9 protein-coding genes are annotated in these 12,078 nt (G+C 41.0%); 1 reads left to right on the top strand and 8 read right to left on the bottom strand.

Annotation, left to right across the window (positions count from 1 at the left end; all coding sequences use genetic code 11):
- From H538_RS0107365 to H538_RS0107350, 4 genes are all read right to left on the bottom strand, one after another.
- On the bottom strand, positions 1-437 hold a 437-nt coding region (locus tag H538_RS0107365), incomplete at its 3' end, for a helix-turn-helix domain-containing protein (RefSeq protein WP_026677058.1).
- A 116-nt stretch (positions 438-553) separates the two neighbouring features.
- On the bottom strand, positions 554-1,270 hold the full coding sequence (locus H538_RS25455) for a tyrosine-type recombinase/integrase (protein WP_081412599.1): 717 nt from the start codon (positions 1,268-1,270) through the stop codon (positions 554-556).
- 391 nt (positions 1,271-1,661) lie between these two features.
- Positions 1,662-2,465: an HAD family hydrolase gene (locus H538_RS0107355; protein ID WP_026677057.1), complete on the bottom strand. Its 804-nt coding sequence runs from the start codon at positions 2,463-2,465 to the stop codon at positions 1,662-1,664.
- A gap of 190 nt (positions 2,466-2,655) precedes the next feature.
- Positions 2,656-3,030, bottom strand: a complete 375-nt coding sequence (locus H538_RS0107350) for a YbaN family protein (RefSeq protein ID WP_026677056.1) — start codon at positions 3,028-3,030, stop codon at positions 2,656-2,658.
- 310 nt (positions 3,031-3,340) lie between these two features.
- Between H538_RS0107350 and H538_RS26440 the strand changes: the two genes are divergently transcribed.
- A complete protein-coding gene (locus H538_RS26440) occupies positions 3,341-3,529 on the top strand; it encodes a hypothetical protein (protein ID WP_035350274.1) in 189 nt (62 codons plus the stop codon).
- 65 nt (positions 3,530-3,594) lie between these two features.
- On the opposite strand, the gene H538_RS0107340 is transcribed toward H538_RS26440, so the two are convergent.
- The 4 genes from H538_RS0107340 to parE form a co-directional block, all read right to left on the bottom strand.
- Positions 3,595-4,962 (bottom strand): MFS transporter, encoded by a 1,368-nt coding sequence (locus H538_RS0107340; RefSeq protein ID WP_026677055.1) that lies wholly within the window; start codon positions 4,960-4,962, stop codon positions 3,595-3,597.
- A gap of 214 nt (positions 4,963-5,176) precedes the next feature.
- Positions 5,177-7,369 (bottom strand): anthranilate synthase component I, encoded by a 2,193-nt coding sequence (locus H538_RS23335; protein ID WP_035350272.1) that lies wholly within the window; start codon positions 7,367-7,369, stop codon positions 5,177-5,179.
- A gap of 268 nt (positions 7,370-7,637) precedes the next feature.
- Positions 7,638-10,079: a DNA topoisomerase IV subunit A gene (gene parC / locus H538_RS0107330; RefSeq protein ID WP_026677054.1), complete on the bottom strand. Its 2,442-nt coding sequence runs from the start codon at positions 10,077-10,079 to the stop codon at positions 7,638-7,640.
- 17 nt (positions 10,080-10,096) lie between these two features.
- Positions 10,097-12,055 carry a DNA topoisomerase IV subunit B gene (gene parE / locus H538_RS0107325; RefSeq protein WP_026677053.1) on the bottom strand — a complete coding sequence of 653 codons (1,959 nt, stop codon included), beginning with the start codon at positions 12,053-12,055 and terminating at the stop codon, positions 10,097-10,099.
- Between the last annotated feature and the right edge of the window lie 23 nt (positions 12,056-12,078).

Genomic DNA, 12,078 nt, shown 5'->3' with positions numbered 1-12,078 from the left:
TCCGTATTTTTGACGGTTATTTCTCCCCAGTCGACCTGAGCCTGTTGACCCATTGGCAGTTCCTCCACAGCTTCGTGATCACGGACCCTTACTGCTTTTGGGATATGATAGAGTTCCCTCAGCTCTTTTACGAACAGCCTGACTGTGCTCCCTCCAATATTGATACCAGAATGGTTTTCCTTCAACCAGTCCTCAATCTGGGAAGAAGAGAGGTCAGGGTGTTCCTTTAGCCAACTCAAGATCTGATCCTGGTAGGGATCAAGTTTCTTTGTCCTGTTGCTTAGAGTGTTAACCCAATTAGTCGCCTCCTCGAATGTCATGTCCAGATACTTGTAAACTGTATTCCTCGAAATCTCTAATTTTTTTGCGATAGCTGCCACCTTGAATCCTTGTTCTTTCAGTTGATGAACCTGCAAATACACTATTAATTTTTCCACCTTTCAAATCCCCCAAATAAGCCATGTTGAAAAGACTATCATAACTTATCTGGATTATAATTGGGGAAAAAGTGTTCATTTCTATTTAGCAGAAACTGTTGATTTTAGTTTAGCAGTTACAGCAAGCCAGCTTTTTCCAAAGTTTCTTTAAATATTTTATGTAGACCTCGTGGGTTCAACTGGTCGCCATTCTTATTAATAAATACAGGTTGTGAAGGATGTAACAGGTACTCAGGTAAGCTATTCTTATAGTCCACAATAAGAGGGACTATCATCGGGTGAAGAGGGAGTAGGCGTTCTTTTTTGCCTTTACCATGGATACGAATAGTGTTGTTAAATAGGTCAAGCTGCTCCCATGTTATGTCAACTAATTCAGATCTGCGCATACCAGTCGTTGCAAGTAATTTAAACATCAAATGGTTCCTAATGGCAAACCGACCTGTATCATTTTCAAGATATCGAAAGAGTTTTTGCAACTCCTGCAAGGTCATATATACAGGTAGTTTATTATCAATCTTCGGGGTTTCGATACCAACCATGAAATCATTCATCAACAGGTTTTCGCGTGTACAGTACTTCGTAAACGATTTTAAACAAGAGATTTTTCGGTGAATCGTTCTAGGTTTCATATTTTCTTTTGTAATTTGTTCTTGGATAAAACGTCGCACGAGAGTCTTATGAATGTCATTCAATTCAAGGGAACGATGATGCTTTAACAAAAAATCTTCAAATGTCCTAAGATCAAAAGAATAACCAGCAACAGTGTTTTTCGAATAGTTTTTTTCGATTTCTAGATACAGTAAAAATTCATCAATAGCTTCTTGCAGCAACATCTAAAATAACACCTCCAGTGATAATAAACGATTATTGATAACAAGTTCAAAAGATGATGATTATCGTCTAAAAAATAGATAATTCGTTTAACAAAAAACTGGCGAAAAATTATGAGGAACTTAGAAGAGGAAGTGCCTAATAATTGATCTTATAGGAACTTGAAGGGAAGAACCCCTAACATTACGAAAAAATAATTTAGTTTACATAATATATATTCTCGGAAGCAATGTGGGAACAAGCACGATCAGTCTCATAATATAAGAATACTTAAGATAGTGAGACAGAATTGAAATTTTTAAAAGCAATCTGAAACCTAATAAGTATTTTAGTATGTAGTTAAAAAATAGCTACATCTCAATTTGAAATGTAGCTATCGTTTCAATATTAATCTTAACTGCTGATTTTATCTTTCAATGTTTCGAGGATCGGATAAAGCTGCTCTAAATGGCTGATTTCATAGTCTGGGATTACTTCATTTCGCTCTTTATCATGGCGGTTGATCCAAACGGATTTGATGCCTGTCCTGGATGCTCCGAGAATGTCAGTCATTAAGTTATCGCCAACCATAATGACTTCATCCGCCTTGAGTGACATGAGTGTTAATGCATGTTCAAATATAGACGGATCAGGCTTCCCTCTTCCAAAGTCTCCGGAAATAACGATGTGATCAAAGTATGGGACAAGTTCTGGAGTTAACTCAAGCTTCGTATTTTGCAAATCCGGAGAACCGTTCGTTAACAGCAGGAGACTGTACTTCCCTTTTAATTCATCGAGCACTCTGAGCGTTTCCTCATAGACAAATGGATGATTTCGACGTTCTAATGGAAAACGTTCGGCTAATTCGTGTCCAAATTCAGGATCATCAACTCCTAGTGCCCTAAGCCCTCTTGTCCATGCTTCTTTCCGATAAGATGGAGCAATATCTTTCATTTTGCGGAAATTATCTTCATCATCCAAAAAGTTTCCCCAAAGTCCTTCAAATGGGTTGATTCCAATCAGTTGAGTGAATTCATACGTTTCATAAGATGAGTAAAGATCCCGAGCTTCTTTTCGTACTGCTTCTTCAAGCTTTTCCGGATCAATATCATTATATTTATCCCACGCCGCTTTACATGTTGCTCTAAAGGCTTCCTTCACGCTTTTCTGATCCCAGAGCAGCGTGTCATCAAGATCAAAAAAAATAGCTTTAATCATCGTGTACCCTCATCTCTTTCTAGTTGTTTACTAGAATGTTACTATATTTACGCCACTTAAGGAAGTTCATTTTTGAAAATTTTCCGTTCAATCTGAAAATGATGATTTATTAAGCGAGAACATGATAAAATTCCCTTTCTAAAAATAGTTAAGTGGATCGTGATATTTGAATTTCGGGCGATTCTTAATCTTACTCCTTTATTTTCCGTGTTTTCACGATAAACATGAGTACAAATGTTTGGAGAATCAACATGCCGATCAATGCTGCCCGGATGATGCTATTGTTAATGTAAACGATTGAGACGCCGACTGATACGTAAAGAAACAACAATATCTTAATTTTGTTTTTCATTGTAATCGAACGAGTTTCTTTAAACTCTTTTACATATTTTTCATAAAGAGTCGTAGACTTTAACCAACTATGAAACCTATCCGAGCTTTTCGAAAAGCAAAAAAGGGCCAGTAGCACTAAAGGTGTCGTTGGTAATAACGGTACATAAATGCCGATTACTCCAATCCCTAATGAAGTAAAGCCTATTAGTAATAGAACAGTTTTTTTAAACATAAATCTCTCCGTCTACCTTCCCTGAGACTATAAAAAACAGCGAACAGTATCTGACGCTGTTCGCTTAATTATAAGGCTCTATTTTTATGAAAACAATATGTTTTTGGAATGACTCCCGCTATTGTGATGTCATAAGGATCGCTTAAAACCTCATAGCGACAGCTAAACGTGACAGAACCACCAAGAGACATACCAGGAACAGATAACAGTTATGCTTTCTTCCCTTGCTCTATACTTTTTGCCATAATATAGAGTACAGTTAGTCCAGGTATGATAACCATGTAATTTAAATTAAAAGGAGTGAAATCAATTGTATCAAAGCGACATCCGAAAGAAAAATGAAGACCGCAAAAATGTGAATACGACGCTGAGTCAGCAGCTTTATGAAGAAATTAAACTATTGGCCAAACGCCTGAATCGTCCAGCCAATGACTTAATTGAAGAAGGCATGAGGCATGTTCTAGCGAAATATAAGGGAAAGAGGATGAAAGACTCCTGATTGTACATTTTTGCAAGGGAGGAAAAAAATCATTTAACGTACCTTGTTGTCCAATTGACCAAAGACTAAGTCATTTTTCCATGGTTTTCTCCTATGTCGGATTTATTATTTAGTGCTAAAGTTACCTCATTATTAAGTTCCTCTAAGTTTTTCCCTTTTGTTTCAGGAGCTAATATGATCGAAATCACCAGGCCTGCTAATCCGGCGATGACAAAAAGCCATAACGCTTTGCTGTTTCCCCAGGCCGCAACAAGCTGCGGAAAAACGAGTATTCCTAAAATTGACCCAATGCGGCTCACTGCGGTTGCCAACCCTGAAGCGCTTGCCCGTATACTCGTAGGGAATAATTCTGTCGGATAAACAAAGTTAAGAATTCCCCCGCCCATGTTCGCGAATAGCACAGCGAGGCTAAATAAAATAACTAAAAATGCCATCGTTGGACTCGGGTTAAGCGCTAAAATAATTAATGCCACTGATAATCCTGTAAATGACGTAATAATTAGTGGTCTTCTCCCTATCTTTTCTACAATATTCATGCCTATAATTGCTCCCAATAGCCCTAACACACTAACCGTTCCAGAGCCGATATACGCCATCATTTGCGATCCATGCGTTAACGGCTTCAAAATTGTTGGGGTGTACATCGAAATCCCATAATATGCTACCGCATAACAAAACCAGAATCCGCAAACAAAGAACGTTCGGCGAAATAAAGTTTTCGAAAACACATTACTTAATTTTTGCTTTTTATCCGTATTGGGGTTAATGATTACTTTTTGGCCGGTAATTTTCAGCATGATCGCTTCTGCTTCCTTCTCGCGGCCCCTGGATGCCAGCCATCTTGGAGATTCCGGAAGTGTCACCCTGAAATAGAAAACAATAAGAGCGAAAATAGCGCCTACTAAAAGCATGTATCTCCATGCGCTCGGTCCAAGCGGCGATAATAGTATTCCGCAAATATAAGCCACCACGGCTCCCACGAACCACATCGCCCCTAACGAAGTACTATGCTTCCCGCGGCTTTTCGTTGCGCTAAATTCGGAAACGAGTGTGGCTGAAATAGGATAATCAGCGCCAATGCCAATTCCCAGTAAGAATCGAAATAAAATAAGTTGCCATGGCGCCTGTGCAAATGCAGATAAAGCAGCAAACACGACAAAAGCTAATAAGTCAATCGCATACATGGCTTTCCGGCCAAATTTATCGGTCAAGCTTCCAAGCCATAAAGCCCCAATAAAGGAACCAATCACAGCAGATGCTGTAATAAGTCCTTGAACTCCAGGTCCAATATCCCACTGATTTAAAATTAAGGGCATCGCAACGGCAATTACTGTTAGATCAAATCCATCAAGAAAAGTGCCCGCAGCCGATAAAAGCGTAATCTTTCTTTGAAAGCGCTTTAAGTCTGGTGAATCTAAATGCTCAAAACTCATTAAAATCTCCCCTTTCCCTTTTTAACTGAGTGTGTGAATGTACAACAAAAGCCATAGCCAAAAAACATGAATCATGTTTTTAATGACTATGGCATCTCTTCATCTCCAGCCATGCAACTAGAAAGAATATGATATTTTGGTAATTTATTTATACACTATTCACACTAGTCTGTCAACCTTTGATACGGTTCTAATTGGACTACAATTTTGTTCTTTAAAGCGAAAGCACTTTTTCGCGGATACAATAGTACGTAACGACATTTTCAATGATCCTCATCCCGACATTGTCACGCGAGGTTAATATCGACTCAGGGTGAAATTGGACAGCGACTATAGGTAAATGTTTATGTTCCGCCGCCATGATCACATTGTCGTCTGACATAGCCGTTACTCTCATACTTTCCGGTAGTTGTTTTGCATATAATGAATGGTAGCGGCTAACCGCAAATGACTCAGGTAGCCCCTTCCACAAAAGACTGTCGTGCTTCACTTTTACATTGGATGATTTCCCGTGTTGTGGTTCCGTCAATAAGCCTAATTCCCCGCCAAAATATTCGACGATCCCTTGAAGTCCCAAACATACTCCAAAAATCGGCAATTGTCTGCTCAAACATAAATGAATCGTTTCATTCATATGAAAATCACCTGGACGACCCGGTCCTGGAGAAATGACCACTAGGTCAAACGTTTGCGAAGAATTTAACACTTCCCTTGCCCGGGGGGCGCGCAATGTTAATACTTCCGCTCCAGTCTGCTTAAGATAATTCCCGAGCGTATGGACGAAGGAATCTTCATGATCAATTAGTAAAATCCTTTTCCCCTGACCCGGATGTTTCGTTTCTTGTGCCGATTCACTCGGTTTCGTTTTGGGCGCCCGGATCGCTTTAATTAACGCCGCTGCTTTTGTCAGTGTTTCTTCTTCTTCAGCTTCTGGAATAGAATCGTATAACAATGTCGCGCCGACCCTGATCTCGGCCATCCCGTCTTTCATTTTAATGGTCCGCAATGTCAGCCCTGTATTCAAATCTCCGTTAAAATTATAGTAGCCGACCGCACCGCCATACCATTCCCTTGGCGAGCATTCATGGTCTTCAATCCAGCATATCGCCGCCCGTTTTGGAGCGCCGGTTATCGTAACGGCCCACATATGCGTCATAAAGGCATCTAGAGCATCATATTGCGGACTCAAGTAGCCTTCGACATGGTCAACCGTATGAATCAAGTGCGAATACATTTCGATTTGCCTTCTTCCGATCACTTTCACTGAACCCGGAACGCATATTCTCGATTTATCATTTCGGTCGACATCCGTACACATTGTCAATTCAGCTTCGTCTTTATAGGAGTTTAATAAATTACGGATATAATCCGCGTCTTCAATCGGATTATTGCCTCGTTTTGTCGTCCCTGAAATTGGGCATGTTTCCACTCTGTTTCCTTCTACTCGTACATACATTTCTGGCGATGAGCCGACAAGATGCTCATTGCCAAGGTTGATGATAAAACCATATGGACTCGGGTTTAATTCGGTTAATTCATTAAATACTTGAGAAGGCGTAGCATCATATTGTTCGTATAAAATTTGTGAAGGCACGACTTCAAATAAATTTCCTTTGCGAAATTCATCAAGCGCCTCTCTAACTAAGTTTGCATATTTTCCTGACTGGTATGTTAATCCGATTGAGGGCTTAATAGACCCCTTTTGTTCAACATAGACGCCATCTCTCAGTAGGCCTTCGGTCGAATCCTTGCCGAACTTAAATTCGTAAGAAAGCTGGTAAGCACATGATAATTGATGATCCACGATAATAAGTTCATCTGGAAGATATAAAACGAGATCATGTTTTTGGCTGTTTCTTTTATGCTTATATTGCAAAGACTCAAATTGAAATACGAGGTCATATCCAAATGCTCCATATAAGCCGAGAAAAGAGTCTTTAGTTGATGCAAATCGTTCCTTGATCGCTCTTAATGCAGTAAAAATAGAAGGCTGCAACGTTCGGCTTTCCTCGTTAAATATTTCGCCGGATGTCTCAATTGTGCCCGAAATTGCAAAACCGTCTTTAGTGACACTGATTGAAGCAATCGTTTGTAACTTTTCGAAAATAGAAGGGATTAGCAGTTCACCGCGGCTGTTTAACGCTATTATTTGAAATTGTCTGCCGGTAGCGCGGATTTCAAGCGGCGGGTTAATAAATCCAATGTCCCAGCGTGAATAACGCCCCGGATATTCATAACTGCTGGAAAACAACGCACCTTTTCGAAAATCGATTTCACGCAGGATGATGTCTGTAGCGCCTGCTTTGTCCAATCGCTTCGTGGTTCGGGTTATTTCGATGTTTTCTTCAGTTACATAAACTAACTTTTCCTCGGGATTTAATACTAGATGGGATAAAATGCTGCTCATTTTCTTTCCTCCTCTTTTTTCCAGAGGAGAACAGGAGCTCGATTGGGAGCAAATAAGGGGAACCACATATATAATTAACTTCAAATTCTCTACTAACCTAAGCTCTCCACTAAACTATCCTGTCTCTTCTCTGCTAAACTCTAATAATGACATTGTACTATCAATTATGAAGGCAAGCAATTAAAAAAATTCTAATTCAAAATATTTATCTCCGCCATTAGTTAACATAATATGTTTATTGTAATAAAAAAAGAGCGGCAATTTGCTGCTACTCTTTTTCATCTACAACTTGAATATCTTTCCAAACTTCTACGACTTCTCCCCAGTCATCGACATCGATGGCAAACGAACCGTTATTGTACCGATCCGCCGGCTTATAATCTCCGGAATTAATTTTGCCCCTCTGCCCTTTCGCCGTTTTTATGAAGTATTCCTCATTGTCAGTTGTAATCAGTTTTAGATCAACGACTTTATGCGGATTTTTCTTTAACTCGCGAAGCATGACCAGTCCTCGCTTAGCACGGGAAGTTTTATCAAATTCGGACAGCTTCATTTTTTTCACGGCGCCACGATGAGTCACTAATAAAAGTTCAACGTTTTCTTCTTCCGCAAGCGCAAAGCCGCTGACGACTACATCGCCATCTTTCAGATTAATGCCTTTAACTCCTGCCGCCCCTTTTCCGACAATGCTGATTTCATTTTCATTAAACCAGAGGCCATAGCCACTATGTGTTGCGATAAACACATCCTGTTTCCCATCTGTTAAGCTGACACCGACGACTTCATCATCACCTTTTAGTTTTAATGCCATAAGCGTTTTATTATATCGTTGTGCTTTATATTGAGTGATTTCGGTTTTCTTCACCATTCCATGTTTCGTAAAGAAAATAAGGTATAGGTCTTCTTTAAACTCTTTTACAGGTATGGCTTGAATCAACGTTTCATCTTTTTCGATGCCAACCATATTGGCGACATGCTGCCCCATGTCCTTCCAGCGAATATCGGGCATTTCGTAGATCGGCAAATAAATGTAATTCCCTTTGTTAGTGAATATCAAGAGCGTTTCCGTAGTATTTAACTGCCCGGAAGCTAAAAGACGATCTGTTTCTTTCATGCCCGGTGGTTCACCATTTGATGCAGAATAAGAACGAAGACTCGTCCGTTTCACATATCCGTCTTTTGTCACTGTAACCATGACATCTTCGGATGGAATCATCACTTCCATATCAATTTTTAGTTCTTGAATTTCATGTTCGATCGCCGTACGTCGTTCATCTGCATACCGTTTTTTTACATCGGCTAAATCTTTTTTGATTACATTCAAAAGCTTTTTCTCGCTGTTTAAAATGCTTGTAAGGTAGGTAATTTTCTTTTCAAGCTCTTTTGCTTCATTTTGCAAAGTGGTAATGTCCGTATTCGTCAACCGATAAAGCTGCAATGTGACGATCGCTTCTGCTTGCGGTTCGGTAAACTTGAACTTATTCATTAAATTATCTTTTGCATCGCGCTTATCTTTCGACGCCCGGATCGTCTCAATTACTTCATCCAAAATTGAAATGGCCTTAATCAGCCCTTCCACGACATGCTGGCGTTCTTTTGCCTTCGCAAGTTCATAATTGGAGCGGTTTGTAACGACTTCTTTTTGGTGCTCGATATAGGCCGATAGAATATGCTTTAATCCCATCAACTTTGGTGTCTTATTATGAATGGCCACCATGTTGTAATTGTACGAAATTTGCAAGTCTGTATTTTTAAACAGGTATGTCAAAACTCCTTCAGCATTACCGTCTTTTTTCAACTCGATAACAATGCGGAGGCCGGTACGATCCGTCTCATCACGAACTTCGGCAATCCCTTCGACTTTTTTATCAAGACGAAGCTCATCAATTCGTTTGACGAGGTTTGCTTTATTTACTTCATACGGAATTTCACTAATAACGATTTGCTGCCTTCCGCCTTTAATTTCCTCTATTTCGGTCTTCGCTCGTACAATAACACGTCCCTTGCCTGTTTCAAATGCTTTCTTAATCCCTTCAATCCCCTGGACAATCCCGCCTGTCGGGAAATCCGGCCCTTTAACGGCCGTCATTAATTCGTCAAGGCTCACATCAGGATTATCAATTTGCATAATGACGGCATCGATAACCTCACCTAGATTATGTGGAGGGATGTCTGTTGCGTACCCTGCTGAAATCCCGGTTGATCCATTTACGAGCAAGTTAGGATACATCGCCGGGAGAACGACCGGCTCTTCAATCGTATCGTCAAAATTCGGAACAAATTCTACCGTATGTTTATCGATATCACGCAAAAGTTCAGAAGCGATCGGGGAAAGCCGGGCCTCCGTATAACGCATGGCAGCAGCGGGATCGCCGTCAATGCTCCCATTGTTTCCGTGCATCTGAATGAGAACATTTCTTACTTTCCAATCCTGGCTCATCCGCACCATTGCTTCATAGACTGAAGAATCTCCATGCGGATGATAGTTTCCGATTACATTACCGACTGTTTTTGCCGATTTCCGAAACGGTTTATCTGCCGTATTCCCTTCTTGATGCATCGCATAAAGAATCCGGCGCTGAACGGGCTTTAACCCGTCACGGGCATCAGGGAGTGCCCGTTCCTGAATGATATATTTACTGTATCTGCCGAAGCGGTCCCCGATCACTTCTTCCAGCGGCAGATCCATAAAGCGTTCAAGTAATGACAATAGTGCACCCTCCTAAACTAAAACAGTGACAAATTTTCATTTTCAAGAATGTTCGGATCTTCATCAAGCCCAAAAGCAACATGCTCTTCAATCCATTTCCGGCGGGGCTCTACTTTATCGCCCATCAAAACGGACACCCGTTTTTCCGCACGGGCCGCATCATCAATTTTCACGCGAATCAACGTTCTCGTGTCAGGGTTCATTGTCGTTTCCCATAATTGGTCGGCATTCATTTCACCTAGACCTTTATAGCGTTGAATAACATAACCTCGCCCGACTTTTTTGATCGCTAGCTGCAATTCATTTTCATCCCACGCATATTCTATGACCTCTTTTTTCCCCACCCCTTTGCTTACTTTGTAAAGTGGAGGCAAGGCGATATAAACTTTCCCCGCTTCAATGAGCGGTTTCATATAGCGGTAGAAAAAGGTCAATAAAAGCACTTGAATGTGTGCGCCATCCGTATCAGCATCCGTCATGATGATAACCTTATCATAATTGGTATCTTCGACTGAAAAATCAGACCCGACCCCGGCCCCGATCGCATGAATAATCGTATTGATTTCCTCGTTTTTAAAAATGTCGGCAAGCTTCGCTTTTTCGGTATTGATGACTTTTCCGCGTAATGGAAGAATCGCTTGAAATCGTCGGTCCCGCCCTTGTTTCGCTGAACCTCCGGCTGAATCCCCTTCAACCAGATATAATTCATTTTTTGCCGGGTTTCGTGATGTCGCGGGAGTCAATTTCCCGCTTAAGATCGTTTCTTTCCGTTTATTCTTTTTGCCGTTTCGCGCATCTTCACGCGCTTTTCTAGCCGCTTCACGCGCCTGGGCCGCCTTTATTGCTTTTTTAATAAGCATTTCACTTGTTGACGGATTTTCTTCTAAAAAATAAGAAAGCTGGCCGCTAACCACGCTGTCTACACTGGAACGTGCATCGCTTGTCCCTAATTTGCTTTTCGTTTGGCCTTCAAATTGCAATTTTTCTTCTGGGATGCGTACGGAAACAATCGCTGTAAGCCCTTCGCGAATATCCGATCCATCAAGATTTTTATCTTTTTCCTTCAGCAGGGACACTTTCCGCGCGTAATCGTTCATCACACGGGTAATGGCTGTTTTCGCCCCGGATTCATGTGTCCCTCCGTCTTTCGTCCTGACATTGTTGACAAACGAGAGAACATTTTCCGCGTACCCATCATTATATTGAAAGGCAAATTCGACTTCAATATCATTATGCGTTCCTTCAAAACTAACCACTGAATGAAGTGTGTCTTTATCTTCATTTAAATACTCAACAAACGCCTCGATCCCCGATTCATAACAAAAGGATTCGCTTTGTCCGGTACGCTCATCCTTCAGCTCAATCGTCATTCCTTTTAACAAAAAAGCGGCTTCTCTCAAGCGCTCGCATAACGTTTCATAATTAAAGTTCGTCGTGCTAAACATTGTCCGATCCGGTTTAAAATGAATCGTCGTCCCTGTTTTTCTCGTTGTTCCTATTTTTTCAAGCGTCGTGACCGGTTTTCCGCCATCTTCAAATCGTTGTCGATACATCGTGCCATCTCGATGAATGGTTACTTCAAGCCACTCAGAAAGCGCATTGACGACCGATGCGCCAACACCATGAAGGCCACCGGATGTTTTATACCCTCCTTGCCCGAATTTACCCCCGGCATGAAGCACTGTAAAAATGACTTCCGGGGTTGGCTTTCCTAACTTATGGATTCCTGTCGGCATGCCCCGGCCTTCGTCTTTTACACTAATACTATTATCCTTATGTATTGTTACATTGATATGTTTACCGAAACCTGCAAGTGCTTCGTCTACGGCATTATCAACAATTTCATAAACAAGATGATGCAATCCGCGGGCGTCTGTGCTGCCGATATACATACCAGGACGTTTCCGTACAGCTTCAAGCCCTTCCAACACTTGAATGGCGTCATCGTTGTACTCTAAATGTTGTTTTTTAGCCAAACTCGTTTGCTCCTTTCAAAAAA

Source organism: Fictibacillus gelatini DSM 15865 (assembly GCF_000430745.1).
Classification (GTDB): Bacteria; Bacillota; Bacilli; order Bacillales; family Fictibacillaceae; genus Fictibacillus_A; species Fictibacillus_A gelatini.
The sequence above is the reverse complement of the archived record's forward strand: the minus strand, read 5'-3'. Positions and strand labels throughout refer to the sequence as shown.